This is a genomic window from Streptomyces sp. NPDC093064 (genome assembly GCF_044754605.1).
GTDB lineage: Bacteria > Actinomycetota > Actinomycetes > Streptomycetales > Streptomycetaceae > Streptomyces.
The window spans coordinates 136,092-147,759 of sequence record NZ_JBIVPK010000018.1; the positions used below are offsets into that span (position 1 = coordinate 136,092).

The following is an 11,668-nucleotide window of genomic DNA, read 5'->3' on the forward strand; positions in this document are numbered from 1 at the left end:
GGTCCCGGGCGCCCAAACACGCCGCCGCGGCGGGCTGGACACCGGCTGCCCCCGGGTGTCATCCCGTCCCGGAAAACCGGTGTCGGCTCCCCGCGCACGGGTACGCGGTGGCCACCCCCGACGATCTGGAGGGAGACATGCAGCGAGGCAGTGACCGGCTGAGTGTCCACCGTGACGACGAGATGAAGCACGAGCTGCAGGGGCTTCTCAGGTCCGGCCATCCCACGCGGAGCGAGGAGTGGCACGACCCGGAGCCGACCGCCGAGGACGATCCGGAGGTGTGGGGCGGACCGGTGGCACCGGGCGGCTCCCGGGCGTCCCTGGAGACCGTCCGCCTGGAACTGGCCAGGATCCTGGGCCGCAGTGCCTTTCCTGCGGGTCCGGGCGAGCTGACCCGCCAGCTCCGGCGCAAGAACGCGCCCGACACGCTGATCGAGGCGCTCCAGCGACTGCCGCACAAGGCGCGCTACGCCAATGTGCAGGAGCTGGCCCGGGAACTGACGCACACCGAGGCGCCCGCACGGGAGGAGCGCGCGTAGGTCCGTGCCCGGGGGCGCCGCGGCCGGCGCCACGAGAGAAAACGCCCCGGAGACGGCAGGGCCGTCTCCGGGGCGGCGAAGGGACGTTGAGGCATCATGCGCATCGCATTTCTGACCGCGCCCGAGGGCGTGGAACAGATCGAGCTCACCGAACCGTGGAAGGCGGCGAGGGACGCCGGTCACGAGACGGTGCTCGTCTCGACGAAGTCCGGGGAGATCCAGGCCTTCGACCATCTGGACAAGGCCGACAGGTTCCCCGTGGACGCGGTCGTCGGCGAGGCCTCCCCCGACTCCTTCGACGCGCTGGTCCTGCCGGGCGGCGTGGCCAACCCGGACTTCCTGCGGATGGACGAGAACGCGGTGGCGTTCGTGGGGGCGTTCTTCGAGCAGGGCCGTCCGGTGGCCGCGATCTGCCACGCGCCGTGGACGCTGGTCGAGGCGGATGTCGTACGGGGCCGGGTGCTGACCTCGTGGCCGAGTCTGCGGACGGACATCCGCAACGCGGGCGGCATCTGGGTCGACGAGCAGGTGAAGGTCTGCGACCACGGCCCGAACAAGCTGATCACCAGCCGCAAGCCGGCCGATCTGAAAGCGTTCTGCGAGGCCTTCCTCGACGTCCTCACCGAGAAGGCCGGCTGACCCGCCGGCGCCCGGGACGTTCTTCAGATGCGGGGAGTCGCCGACTCCCCGCATCCGCGTTCCCGGGCCCCTTCGCGGGTGCGGCCGGCGACGACCGGGCGGCGCGGGTTGCGGCGCAGGTACTCGCCCTCGAGCTGCGCCATGCGTTCGTTGTGGGCGCGCAGCGCGTCGTTCGAGCCGTACAGCAGCGTGTCGTGGCGCGTGCGGTGGATCGTCTCCAGCTCCTTCATCAGCTGCTGGTCGTCCAGCCGTCCCGGGTCGACTCCGGTCATGGTGGTGCCCCGTTCGTCGTGTTCCTACCTGCGGTCCGGGTACCCGCCCGGCGTGCGGCGCCACCGAACGGTCTCCGGGAGGGAGCCATGGATCTCGCCTTTCTGCATCCACTGTACGAACAGCCGGGCCCCTGGGCCTCCGTGTACGTCGACACCTCGCGGCACGCGGAGGACACGGCCCACCAGCTGGAGCTGACGGCCCGGGCCATGGGGCGCGAGCTGGCACGGCAGGGCGCGGACGAGGCCACCTGCCGAGCGGTGGAGGAGGCCGTACGGGAGCTTCGCCACGTCCCCGATCCGCACGGGCGGGTGCTGTTCGCGCGGGCCGGCGCGGTCGTGCTCGACCCGCTGCTGGCCCGTCCGCCGCAGGGCGGCAGCCGGGCGGAGTGGGCGCCACTGCCGCACGTGGCGCCGCTGCTGGACCTGGCGGGTGAGGATCCGGTCGCGATCGTCGCGTACGTCGACCGCAGGGGCGCGGACTTCGAGCTGCGCAGCTCGCTGGGCCGGGAGGACGCGGGGACGGTGGTGGGGCTGGAGTGGCCCATCCACCGGACGGCCGGTGCGGACTGGTCGGAGCGGCACTTCCAGCTGAAGGTGGAGAACACCTGGGAGCACAACGCGGCGGAGATCGCCGACGCGCTCAGCGTCTGCCAGGAGGAGACGGATGCCGACCTGCTGATCCTGGTCGGCGAGGAACGGGAGCGGCGCGAGGTGCGCGAGCGGCTGCCGAAGCGGCTGCACGACCGCGTGGCCGAAGCCGCCCACGGCACCGGCAGCCGGCTGCTGGACGGGGACGTGGAGCGGATCCGCGCCGAGCACGTGCACCAGCGTGTCGAGTCCGAGCTGGACCGGTTCCGGGCGGCCAGGACGCCGGACGACGAAGGCCGGTCTGGGGCCGCCGAGGGGGTGTCCGCGCTGATCGAGGCGGCCCGCGAGCACCGTCTTGAGGAACTGCTGATCCGCCCGGACGGCGCCGACGCCCGCCGCGAGGTGTGGATCGGCGAGGACGCCGACCAGCTTGCCGTGCACCGCACGGAGCTGAAGGCCCTCGGCGAGCGGCACTCCTGGCCGGCCCGTGCCGACGACGCCCTGCTCCGCTCGGCGGTCTGCCAGGACGCCACGGCCCTGTCCCTGGACCCCGCCGCCGCCGGCGAGGACGTGCCGACGGGCGGTCTGGGCGCCGTCCTTCGCCGGCAGTGAGCGGCCCGGCGGCGGCAGACGTGCGTTACCGCGCCCGCTGCACCCGCCGTTCGTCCCACACCGGCTCCGGGGTCTCGCGGATCCGGCCGTCGCTGCCGAAGACCAGGAACCGGTCGAAGGAGCGCGCGAACCAGCGGTCGTGGGTGACCGCGAGGACCGTACCCTCGAAGGCCTCCAGGCCTTCCTGGAGGGCCTCGGCGGAATCCAGGTCGAGGTTGTCGGTGGGCTCGTCCAGGAGCAGGGCGGTGGCGCCCGCCAGCTCCAGCAGCAGGATCTGGAACCGGGCCTGCTGCCCGCCGGAGAGCCGGTCGAAGGTCTGCTCGGCCTGGCCGGTCAGTTCGTAGCGGCGCAGCCGGGACATGGCGGCGCCACGGTCCTGGGAGTGCTCCTTCCACAGGATGTCCAGCAGGGTGCGCCCCACCAGCTCGGGGTGTGCGTGGGTCTGGGCGAAGTGCCCGGGGACCACCCGCGCGCCGAGCTTCCACATGCCGGTGTGCGCCACGTCCTCGCCGGCCAGCAACCGCAGGAAGTGCGACTTGCCGGAGCCGTTGGAGCCGAGCACCGCGACGCGTTCGCCGTAGAAGACCTCCAGGTCGAAGGGCTGCATCAGGCCGGTCAGCTCCAGGCCCTGGCAGGTGACGGCCCGGACGCCGGTGCGGCCGCCCTTCAGGCGCATCCGGATGTCCTGCTCGCGCGGCGGCTCCGGCGGCGGACCGGCCTCCTCGAACTTGCGCAGCCGGGTCTGGGCGGCCTGGTAGCGGGAGGCCAGCTCATGGCTGACGGTGGCGGCCTGCCGCAGGTTCAGCACCAGCTTCTTCAGCTGCGCGTGCTTCTCGTCCCAGCGCCTGCGCAACTCCTCGAAGCGGGCGAAGCGCTCGCGCCGGGCCTCGTGGTAGGTGGCGAAACCGCCGCCGTGCACCCAGGCGTCGGCGCCGGCCGGGCCGGGTTCGAGAGAGACGATCCGGTCGGCGGCGCGGGCGAGGAGTTCACGGTCGTGGGAGACGAACAGCACCGTCTTGCGGGTCTCCTTCAGGCGCTCCTCCAGCCAGCGCTTGCCGGGCACGTCGAGGTAGTTGTCCGGCTCGTCGAGCAGCAGCACCTCGTCCGTACCGCGCAGCAGCGCCTCCAGCACCAGCCGCTTCTGCTCGCCGCCGGACAGTGTGCGCACCTGCCGCCACTGCGCCTTGTCGTAGGGCATGCCGAGCGCGGCCGTCGTGCACATGTCCCACAGCGTCTCGGCCTCGTAGCCGCGCGCCTCCGCCCAGTCGGCCAGCGCCTGCGCGTACTGGAGCTGGGCGGCCTCGTCGTCGACGGTCATGATGGCGTGCTCGGCCGTGTCGACGGCCCGCGCGGCCTCCCTCACCCGCGGCGACGCGACCGACACGAGCAGGTCGCGCACGGTCGTCTCGTCCCGCACCGACCCCACGAACTGCCGCATCACACCGAGACCGCCGCTGACGGTCACGGTGCCGCCGTGCGGCTTCAGCTCGCCGGAGACCATGCGGAGCAGGGTGGTCTTGCCCGCGCCGTTGGGTCCGACGAGGGCCACGGCGGCCCCCTCGCCCACCCGGAAGGACACATCGCCGAGCAGCGTCCTCCCGTCGGGAAGGCTGTACTCCAGGTGCGCGGCTTCCAGATGTCCCATGGTCAGGCATTCTGGTCGCGACCGCGCGGGCCGGGCAAACGCTTATCCGAAGTCCACGGGCCGTCCCGCCGGGCCGCTCTCCCGCGCCGGGGTGACGATCGCGTCCGCCCACGTCAGGGCCGTCCATCCGGCGTCGACCGAGCCCTGGAGGACCACCACGCCGGTGTTCTCCAGGGGGTGGGTGGCGGCGAACTCCGCGTCGAGGTTGCGGGCGCGGACCGCGGTCCACAGGCGGATGGCCGCGCCGTGGCTGACCATGGCGACGGTTCCGGCGCCGTCCGCGGTGGCCTCGGCGACGACGGCGTCGTAGCGGGCCAGTACCTCGGTGCCGCTCTCGCCGCCGGGAATACGCGTCCAGGGGTCACCGGCGGCCCAGCCCAGCAGCGTGCGCATGTAGACCTGTCCGCGCTCGGAGTCGCCCGGCTCCGTCTCCAGGTCGCCCGCCGACACCTCGCGGATGCCGTCGCGGACGATCACGTCGAGTCCGCGGACGGCGGCCAGCGGCCCGGCGGTGAGCTGGGTGCGGACCAGCGTGGAGGCGTAGAGCGCCTCGATGTCCTCGCCGGCGAGTGCCCCCGGCAGCGCGGCGGCCTGCCGTTCGCCGAGCCCGGTCAGGCCCGGCCCGGGGATCCGCGTGTCCAGCAGGTGGTCCACGTTGGAGGGGGTCTGGGCGTGGCGGATGAGGAGCAGACGCATGCAAGGGTCCCTACGACGACCGGTGCCGCCCCGCACACAAGAAACGGCGACTTCAGGGTACCGGTGCCGGTATGAGCCCAGACGTCGACCTCATCGTCCCGAAGACCGGCGCCCGCGCCGTCCTGAAGCGCCTGACGGCCCTGGACGGCCGGCTGTTCGAGTTCGCGGCCGCGCGCCGCTGGCCCGGCGCCGGGCCCGTGCTGCCGAGGCTGAGCCGGGCCGCGAACCACGGCGTGCTGTGGTGCGCGGTGGCGGCCGCCATCTCCGCGAGCCGCACCCCGAGGGCCCGACGGGCAGCCGTCCGCGGCCTGGCCTCCCTGAGCCTGGCGTCCCTGACCGTCAACACCCTGGGCAAGCGTTCGGTGCGCCGCGACCGGCCGGTCCTGGACCCCGTCCCGATCATGCGCCGGCTCAAGCGGCAGCCGTTCACCACGTCGTTCCCGTCCGGGCACGCGGCGTCCGCGGCCGCCTTCGCGACCGGTGTCGCCCTGGAGTCCCCGGCCTGGGGCGCGGCGGTCGCCCCGGTCGCCGCGTCGGTGGCGCTCTCGCGCGTCTACACCGGCGTCCACTTCCCGAGCGACGTGCTGGCGGGGGCCGCACTGGGCGCGGGCGTCGCGTTCGCGGCACGGGCCCTGGTGCCCACCCGCGCGCAGACCGGCCCGCCGCCCCGCCCCCGCGCCGATCTGCCGGCGCTGCCCGGCGGCGCGGGCCTGGTGCTCGTGGCCAACCGGGCCTCCGGCACCGCGGACCGCGCCGGCGCGCTGCGGGACGTACTGCCGGAGGCGGACGTCGTCGAGTGCGAGCCGGGAGAGGTCCAGGCCGAGTTGGAGAAGGCGGCGGACCGCGCCCGGGTGCTCGGGGTGTGCGGCGGCGACGGCACCGTGAACGCGGCCGCCGAGGTCGCTCTGCGCCGCGGCCTGCCGCTCGCGGTACTGCCCGGCGGCACGCTGAACCACTTCGCCTACGACCTCGGCGTGGAGGACGCTCGGGCCCTCGGCCGGGCCCTGGAGCACGGTCACGGCGTACGCGTGGACGTGGGCCGCTTCCGCTCCGGGAGCAAGCGGGGCGTCTTCCTCAACACCTTCAGCCTCGGCCTGTACCCGGAGCTGGTGCGCGAGCGCGAGCGCTGGTCCGGCCGGATCGGCGGCTGGCCGGCCGGGGTGCTGGCGGCGCTGAAGGTGCTGAGCGCCGACCGCCATCCGCTGCGGGCGGTGGTGCAGGGCCGCACCCACCCGCTGTGGCTGCTGTTCGCCGGAAACGGCACGTACCACCGCATGGGGCTCGCGCCGGGCCGCCGGCTCGACCTGACGGACGGAAAGCTCGACGTCCGGGTGGTGCACGGGGGCCGCAGGCCGGCGCTGCGCCTGCTGTCCGCGGCTCTGGCCGGCCCGCTGACCCGGTCCCCCGCCCACGCAGCGGTCCAGGTGAAGCGCCTGCGCCTGACCGGTGTCGCGCCCGGCACGCTGCTCGCCCACGACGGCGAGGTGATGGAGGTGGAGGACGAGCTGTGGCTGGAGAAGCTGCCCGAGGCGCTGGCGGTGTACCGGCCGCTGCCCGGAGACTGACCACCCACCCTCGTCTGTCCGAATGCTGAAATCGGGGTCTCACGATCCGGCACGGAGGCGTACCGTGATCCGTACCGCCTGGGGCCACGGGCCCACGGGGTCAGGGGACGAGAAGGGGTACAGCCATGCCGAAGCGGGAGACGGCCGTCTACACGCACGGGCACCACGAGTCCGTGCTGCGTTCGCACACCTGGCGCACCGCCGCCAACTCCGCGGCCTACCTGCTCGGCTCGCTCCGGCCGCACATGAGGATCCTCGACATCGGCTGCGGTCCCGGCACCATCACCGCCGACCTGGCGGCCCTGGTCCCCCAAGGGCACGTCACCGGCGTCGACCGGGCGCCCGGCATCCTGGAGCAGGCCCGCGCCACGGCCGCCGGACGGGGCCTGACCAATGTCGACTTCGCGGTGGCCGACGTGCACGCCCTCGACCACCCCGACGACACGTTCTGCGTCGTCCACGCCCACCAGGTGCTCCAGCACGTGGGGGACCCCGTGCAGGCACTGCGCGAGATGCGCCGGGTGACGAAGCCGGGCGGGTACGTCGCCGTCCGCGACGCGGACTACGCGGCGATGGCCTGGTACCCGCGGGTGCCGGGGCTGGACGACTGGCTGGACCTGTACCGGCGGGTCGCCCGCGCCAACGGGGGCGAGCCGGACGCCGGACGCCGACTGCGGTCCTGGGCGCTGGCGGCCGGCTTCACGGACGTCACGGCCACCTCCGGCACCTGGACCTACGCCACCGAGGACGAGCGCGCCTGGTGGAGCGGGCTCTGGGCCGACCGCACCCTGGCGTCGGCGTACGCCGAGCGCGCCGTCGCGGGCGGACACGCGACCGAGGAGCGGCTGCGGGCCGTGTCGGCGGCATGGCGGGAGTGGGGCGAGCGGCACGACGGCTGGTTCGCGGTCCTGCACGGGGAGATCCTGTGCCGCAAGGAGGGCTGACTTACCAGCTCTCCTCCGGACCTCTCCCCCGTCGTTCCCGAAGCGTCACTCCCGGGGAAGCAGGGGTCCCAGCGGTCCGAGGTCCAGATTCAGGTCCTCGGGCCGCAGTCCGTACCGGTCGCGCAGCTCGGCCATGCGGTCTTCCAGGAGCATGAGCGTGAGACCGATCCGCTCCTCCTGCTCCTCGCTCAGGTCCCCCTCGTCGAAGCGGCGCAGTGCCTGCCGCTCCATGAGCTGGCGCAGCAGTTCCACGACGGTGAGCACGAGCTTCACCAGGTCCCGCTCGACCGTGTCGGGTTCCAGATCCAGTCGCTTGCGCGGGGCCACGGCTACTCCTCGAAGGGCGACGGCACTTGGGCGTTCACCGAGCTGATCAGGGCGTTCAGGTCGATGCGGACGAGGTCCACGTCGGCGATGCGCAGGGTGATGTCCCCGGTGATGACGACACCGCCGGCCAGCAGCCGGTCGAGCAGGTCGACCAGGGCGATCTCACGGCGTTCGACGACCGTCATGCCTCCTCCCCGGCGAAGGAGTACGCCGCCCAGGGCCCGGTGAGTTCCACGCGCAGCCCCGGCACGTCGTCCTTCGTACGGTCCACGAGTTCCACGAACTCCTCGGAGTCGCCGCGCGGTACCAGGTAGGCGGCGTTGAGCACGTTCCGCCCCGCCGTGCCGCCGGAGAGGGCGGGGTGCTGCGGGGCGTGCAGCCGGGACTCCTCGGCGAAGGCGGAGAGCTGCTCGTGCAGCCGGGTCGCGAAGGTCTCCGCCTTCTGCCACAGGTCCTCGCCCGCCCGGGTCTGCTGCCGTCGCCGGCGCAGGTAGTCCCGGCCCGAGGCGGCCCTGGGCGCGGGCTGTGCGGCCTGCTGGGGCTGCTCGGTCTCGGCGTAGATCTTCACGCCCCACTCCACACGCCCCTCCAGCCGGTCCAGGGTGCGGCGGATGTGGTCCTCGCGGGCCTCGATCATCGTGCGCACGGCGCTGTCGTCCCGGAAGACGGTGGCGAGCCTGAGCGGCAGCGGTGTGGTGACGACGGTCAGCGCGTCGATGACACCCTGGTGGGCGCGGGCGGTGGCGGCGAGCCAGTCGAGGTCCTCCAGATGGGCGCGCAGCGGGTCCTCGCCGAAGTCCCGCTCGGGCACCTCGCTGACGACGGCGACCAGGCCGTGGTGGTTGAGCTGCTTGGCCGGAGCGCCCGCCACGCCGGTCAGCTGCGCCTGGAGGGGCGCGCCGAGGGGCCGGCAGACGGCGTAGACGTACCGCAGTCCGGTCATGGTGCCTCCTTGCGGGCGCGGTCCTGGTCCACGCGGCCCCGGTCCAGGCGGTCCGGCTCCCGTCGGCCGCGGTCCAGCTCCAGTTCCTCCAGTCGCGCCAGCCGCTCGCGCAGCTCCGCGTTCTCCCGGGCGAGTTCGTCGCGGCGGGCGCGGGACGAGAGCGCCGGGTCGCTCTCCCACCAGTCGATACCCATCTCCTTGGCCTTGTCGACCGAGGCGACGACGAGCCGGAGCTTGACGGTGAGCAGTTCGATGTCGAGCAGGTTGATGCGGATGTCGCCCGCGATGACGATGCCCTTGTCGAGCACGCGCTCGAGGATGTCGGCGAGGTTGGCCCCGCTGCTCGGGCCGTACGGTTCGGGCAGTCGGCTGGGCATCGTCATCGGCGGCCCCCGCCCTCGGCGTACTCGTACTCGGACTCCTCTTCTTCCTCGTCCTCGTACTCGGGCTCCCCGGACTCTCCGGGCTCGTACTCCTCGTCTTCCTCCGCCTCGGGCTCTTCCTCCTCGGTCTCGTACTCGCCGTCCTCCTCCTCGTACGGCTGCTCCTCGTCCTCGTATCCGGCCTCCTCCTCGGACTCCCGCTCCTCCTCGGACACCGCGTCCTCGTGGCTGCGGACTACTTCGCCGTCGCGGATCTCGCCGCGCCACCCCTCGTCGGCCTCCCCCTTGAGGGTGAGGAAGCGGACGTAGTTCTTCAGGTCCAGCCGGGCGCGGCGGCCCTGGGCCCGCCAGATGTTCCCGGTCTTCTCGAAGAAGCCGCTCGGGTAGTACTCCATGACCAGCAGGACCCGGGTGAGGTTCTCCTCGAGGCGGTGGAAGGAGACGACACCCTTCGTGGTGCCCTTCGCTCCCTCCGACGTCCACTGGATGCGCTGGTCGGCCACCTGCTCGGTGGTGTGGGCCTTCCAGCTTCGGCTGGACCAGAACACCTTCAACTGCCAGTCGGAGGAGGTGTCGTCGGCGCGACTCGCACTCTTGACGCCCTTGGCGAAGGTGCTGAAGTCCTGGAACTGGGTCCACTGGTCGTAGGCGGTCCGCAGCGGCACGCCGACATCGACGGACTCGATGATGACGGTGGGCTTGTTGCCCCCGCCGCGCTTGCGCTTGCCCCCGCCGCCTCCGAGGTTCTTCAGCGCGTCCATGACGCTGTCCTTGGCGCGGGAGGCGCCCAGCTCCAGGACCGTGCGCACCGGGCCCTTGCCCGCGGCGACCTTGCGTCCGGCGTCGAGGGCGAGCTTGGCGAAGCCGGGGCTGTTGCCCTCGGCCATGTCGTTGAGCATGCCGGTGGTCTCGCCGAGCTTGCGGCCGAAGCCGACCAGCAGCCGCTGGACCTGGACGGCGAGGTAGTCCTGCACCTCGGCTTTGAGCCGGTCGGCGGCCTCGCTGTGGGCGAGATCGCTCAGCGGGCTCTCCTTCGCCGCGCCGCGCGCCGCGCCGCCGGCCGCGGAGGTCGCGGATCCGAGGGCCTCGGTCATCGGTCACCACCACCCTTCGGCCGCCGGGAGCGGGCAGCGCGGGTCGCGCCGCCGGCCGCGGCCGTCCTCTTCGCGGCCGTCCTCCCGGCCGCGGTCTTCTTCGCCGCCGCCTTCTTGACGGGAGCCTTCTTCGCGGCGGCCCGCTTCACGGGGGCCTTCTCGGCAGGGGCCTTCTTCGCTGCTTCCTTCCGGGCCGGTGCGCCCGCCGACGCCTTCTCGGCGGCCTTCTTCGGAGGCGCCTTCTTCGCCGGCCCCTTCTTCGCGGGGGCCTTCCCGGCGGCTTCCTCGCGGGCCGGTCCGCCCCGGTCCTCGTCCTCGCCCCGGGGCTCCCCCTCGGCCTCGCGACCCTCCCCCCGGTCCTCGTACTCGTCGTCGTACTCGTCGTACTCGTCGTACTCGTCCGCGTACGTCTCCTCCCCCTCGGTCTCCTCGTCTCCGCCGGGCTGCGGTGCGACGCCTGCGAGCTCGTCGCGGATCTGCGCGGTCCGCCCGTGCAGCCGGTCGGCGAGCGCGGTCATCTGCCGTTCGGCCATGGCACCCGAAGCCGCCTTGCCCACGCCCTTCAGGTCCTCGCGCAGCTGGTCGCCGATCTCCTTGAGCTGCGGGTTGCTCATCAGTTGCTGGTTGACCAGCTGCGCGATCCCGCTCGGACCGAGGTTCAGTTTCTTGCCGGCCACCAGGCTGCCCACCGTGAGGGCGAGCTTCGCCTTCTTCGTCCGTCCCAGGAGGTAACCGGCCCCTATCGCGAGGCCGAGTCCCACTTTGTTCATCGTGCCGTCCCCTCGCCTGTCTCCGTGCCTGTCTCCGTGCCTGAGCGCAGGCCGGTCTCCAGTCGGTCCAGAAGCTCGTCCTCCCTGCGGTCGAACTCCTCGGCGCTGATCTCGCCTGCCTCCAACTGCTCTTCCAGTCGCGCGAGTTCGGCCTGCACCGTGGCCGGGTCGTAGTAGATGCGCTCGGCCTCGCGCAGTACCTGCCGGATCGCCCAGGCGCTTCCGCGCGCCGGCGCGAACGGCAGCAGCAGTACTTCGGAGAGGAGTCCCATGACGTCACCCTGCTCCTGTGTCGGCTCCGGCCGTGGTGCTCGCGGGTTCGGCGGGGCCGGGTTCGACGAAGCTGTACGGCGGTAGTGGGCCGTTGACGCGTAGTTCGAGGTGGGGCAGGTCCTTGCGGGCTTGTTCGACGGCGGTCACGAACTCCTCGGCCGCCTCGCGGTCGACCAGGAAGGAGGCGTTGACGAGCCAGCCGGTGGAGGGCGGGCCGTCGCTGACCGCGGCGGCGTACGGCTCGAGCGCGTGGACGATCTCGCGGGCGTCGTCGGCCTCGCGTGCCTGCACGGCGGCCGCGACCAGCTCACCGAGCCGGAGCTTGTCCTGGTAACCCCCGCCGCCGGAGTGCCGGCTGGCCTCGGCCAGGGAGCGGAT

16 protein-coding genes are annotated in these 11,668 nt (G+C 73.0%); 5 read left to right on the plus strand and 11 right to left on the minus strand.

Going from position 1 to position 11,668, the window contains the following annotated elements; all coding sequences use genetic code 11:
- The first annotated feature begins 137 nt into the window (after positions 1-137).
- Both ACIQFZ_RS22635 and ACIQFZ_RS22640 read left to right on the plus strand, forming a co-directional pair.
- Positions 138-539 carry a DUF2795 domain-containing protein gene (locus ACIQFZ_RS22635; protein WP_376552422.1) on the plus strand — a complete coding sequence of 134 codons (402 nt, stop codon included), beginning with the start codon at positions 138-140 and terminating at the stop codon, positions 537-539.
- A gap of 96 nt (positions 540-635) precedes the next feature.
- Complete coding sequence (locus ACIQFZ_RS22640) at positions 636-1,178, plus strand: type 1 glutamine amidotransferase domain-containing protein (protein WP_383058149.1); 543 nt, start codon at positions 636-638, stop codon at positions 1,176-1,178.
- A 23-nt stretch (positions 1,179-1,201) separates the two neighbouring features.
- Here the strand turns inward: ACIQFZ_RS22640 and ACIQFZ_RS22645 are convergent, their stop codons facing one another.
- Entirely contained in the window at positions 1,202-1,450 is a 249-nt protein-coding gene (locus ACIQFZ_RS22645) for a DUF6158 family protein (protein ID WP_383058150.1), read from the minus strand.
- Between the two features lie 87 nt (positions 1,451-1,537).
- On the opposite strand from ACIQFZ_RS22645, the gene ACIQFZ_RS22650 reads away from it, so the two are divergent.
- Complete coding sequence (locus tag ACIQFZ_RS22650) at positions 1,538-2,650, plus strand: Vms1/Ankzf1 family peptidyl-tRNA hydrolase (protein ID WP_365430618.1); 1,113 nt, start codon at positions 1,538-1,540, stop codon at positions 2,648-2,650.
- Between the two features lie 25 nt (positions 2,651-2,675).
- Here the strand turns inward: ACIQFZ_RS22650 and ACIQFZ_RS22655 are convergent, their stop codons facing one another.
- Positions 2,676-4,295, minus strand: a complete 1,620-nt coding sequence (locus tag ACIQFZ_RS22655; RefSeq protein ID WP_365775862.1) for an ATP-binding cassette domain-containing protein — start codon at positions 4,293-4,295, stop codon at positions 2,676-2,678.
- Positions 4,296-4,337: 42 nt separating this feature from the next.
- Positions 4,338-4,991, minus strand: coding sequence for a histidine phosphatase family protein (locus tag ACIQFZ_RS22660; RefSeq protein ID WP_365430614.1), 654 nt, complete (start codon positions 4,989-4,991; stop codon positions 4,338-4,340).
- Between the two features lie 71 nt (positions 4,992-5,062).
- Here ACIQFZ_RS22660 and ACIQFZ_RS22665 point away from each other — a divergent pair, with 71 nt between their 5' ends.
- Both ACIQFZ_RS22665 and ACIQFZ_RS22670 read left to right on the plus strand, forming a co-directional pair.
- A complete protein-coding gene (locus ACIQFZ_RS22665; RefSeq protein ID WP_383058154.1) occupies positions 5,063-6,556 on the plus strand; it encodes a bifunctional phosphatase PAP2/diacylglycerol kinase family protein in 1,494 nt (497 codons plus the stop codon).
- A 125-nt stretch (positions 6,557-6,681) separates the two neighbouring features.
- Positions 6,682-7,500 (plus strand): class I SAM-dependent methyltransferase, encoded by an 819-nt coding sequence (locus tag ACIQFZ_RS22670; protein WP_365430610.1) that lies wholly within the window; start codon positions 6,682-6,684, stop codon positions 7,498-7,500.
- Positions 7,501-7,545: 45 nt separating this feature from the next.
- Here the strand turns inward: ACIQFZ_RS22670 and ACIQFZ_RS22675 are convergent, their stop codons facing one another.
- The 8 genes from ACIQFZ_RS22675 to ACIQFZ_RS22710 form a co-directional block, all read right to left on the minus strand.
- Complete coding sequence (locus ACIQFZ_RS22675; RefSeq protein ID WP_365428083.1) at positions 7,546-7,827, minus strand: gas vesicle protein K; 282 nt, start codon at positions 7,825-7,827, stop codon at positions 7,546-7,548.
- A 2-nt stretch (positions 7,828-7,829) separates the two neighbouring features.
- Positions 7,830-8,012, minus strand: a complete 183-nt coding sequence (locus ACIQFZ_RS22680) for a gas vesicle protein (RefSeq protein WP_141356740.1) — start codon at positions 8,010-8,012, stop codon at positions 7,830-7,832.
- Positions 8,009-8,770: a GvpL/GvpF family gas vesicle protein gene (locus ACIQFZ_RS22685; protein WP_365428086.1), complete on the minus strand. Its 762-nt coding sequence runs from the start codon at positions 8,768-8,770 to the stop codon at positions 8,009-8,011. Before ACIQFZ_RS22685 ends, ACIQFZ_RS22680 begins: the two co-directional genes overlap by 4 nt.
- Complete coding sequence (gene gvpJ, locus ACIQFZ_RS22690) at positions 8,767-9,153, minus strand: gas vesicle protein GvpJ (protein ID WP_365775863.1); 387 nt, start codon at positions 9,151-9,153, stop codon at positions 8,767-8,769. The genes ACIQFZ_RS22685 and gvpJ overlap by 4 nt, the downstream gene beginning before the upstream one ends.
- A complete protein-coding gene (locus ACIQFZ_RS22695; protein ID WP_402691997.1) occupies positions 9,150-10,247 on the minus strand; it encodes an SRPBCC family protein in 1,098 nt (365 codons plus the stop codon). Before ACIQFZ_RS22695 ends, gvpJ begins: the two co-directional genes overlap by 4 nt.
- Positions 10,244-11,017: a DNA primase gene (locus ACIQFZ_RS22700; protein ID WP_402691998.1), complete on the minus strand. Its 774-nt coding sequence runs from the start codon at positions 11,015-11,017 to the stop codon at positions 10,244-10,246. The genes ACIQFZ_RS22695 and ACIQFZ_RS22700 overlap by 4 nt, the downstream gene beginning before the upstream one ends.
- A complete protein-coding gene (locus ACIQFZ_RS22705) occupies positions 11,014-11,289 on the minus strand; it encodes a gas vesicle protein GvpG (protein ID WP_383131056.1) in 276 nt (91 codons plus the stop codon). The genes ACIQFZ_RS22700 and ACIQFZ_RS22705 overlap by 4 nt, the downstream gene beginning before the upstream one ends.
- 4 nt (positions 11,290-11,293) lie before the next feature.
- Positions 11,294-11,668: GvpL/GvpF family gas vesicle protein (locus ACIQFZ_RS22710; RefSeq protein ID WP_402691999.1), on the minus strand; the 375-nt coding region annotated here is incomplete at its 5' end.

Excerpts from the sequence above, each read along its gene's own strand:
- ACIQFZ_RS22635 (WP_376552422.1), top strand. The coding sequence starts at position 138 with ATGCAGCGAGGCAGTGACCGGCTGAGTGTCCACCGTGACGACGAGATG.
- ACIQFZ_RS22640 (WP_383058149.1), top strand. The coding sequence starts at position 636 with ATGCGCATCGCATTTCTGACCGCGCCCGAGGGCGTGGAACAGATCGAG.
- ACIQFZ_RS22645 (WP_383058150.1), bottom strand. The coding sequence starts at position 1,450 with ATGACCGGAGTCGACCCGGGACGGCTGGACGACCAGCAGCTGATGAAG.
- ACIQFZ_RS22650 (WP_365430618.1), top strand. The coding sequence starts at position 1,538 with ATGGATCTCGCCTTTCTGCATCCACTGTACGAACAGCCGGGCCCCTGG.
- ACIQFZ_RS22655 (WP_365775862.1), bottom strand. The coding sequence starts at position 4,295 with ATGGGACATCTGGAAGCCGCGCACCTGGAGTACAGCCTTCCCGACGGG.
- ACIQFZ_RS22660 (WP_365430614.1), bottom strand. The coding sequence starts at position 4,991 with ATGCGTCTGCTCCTCATCCGCCACGCCCAGACCCCCTCCAACGTGGAC.
- ACIQFZ_RS22665 (WP_383058154.1), top strand. The coding sequence starts at position 5,063 with ATGAGCCCAGACGTCGACCTCATCGTCCCGAAGACCGGCGCCCGCGCC.
- ACIQFZ_RS22670 (WP_365430610.1), top strand. The coding sequence starts at position 6,682 with ATGCCGAAGCGGGAGACGGCCGTCTACACGCACGGGCACCACGAGTCC.
- ACIQFZ_RS22680 (WP_141356740.1), bottom strand. The coding sequence starts at position 8,012 with ATGACGGTCGTCGAACGCCGTGAGATCGCCCTGGTCGACCTGCTCGAC.
- ACIQFZ_RS22685 (WP_365428086.1), bottom strand. The coding sequence starts at position 8,770 with ATGACCGGACTGCGGTACGTCTACGCCGTCTGCCGGCCCCTCGGCGCG.
- gvpJ (WP_365775863.1), bottom strand. The coding sequence starts at position 9,153 with ATGACGATGCCCAGCCGACTGCCCGAACCGTACGGCCCGAGCAGCGGG.
- ACIQFZ_RS22695 (WP_402691997.1), bottom strand. The coding sequence starts at position 10,247 with ATGACCGAGGCCCTCGGATCCGCGACCTCCGCGGCCGGCGGCGCGGCG.
- ACIQFZ_RS22700 (WP_402691998.1), bottom strand. The coding sequence starts at position 11,017 with ATGAACAAAGTGGGACTCGGCCTCGCGATAGGGGCCGGTTACCTCCTG.
- ACIQFZ_RS22705 (WP_383131056.1), bottom strand. The coding sequence starts at position 11,289 with ATGGGACTCCTCTCCGAAGTACTGCTGCTGCCGTTCGCGCCGGCGCGC.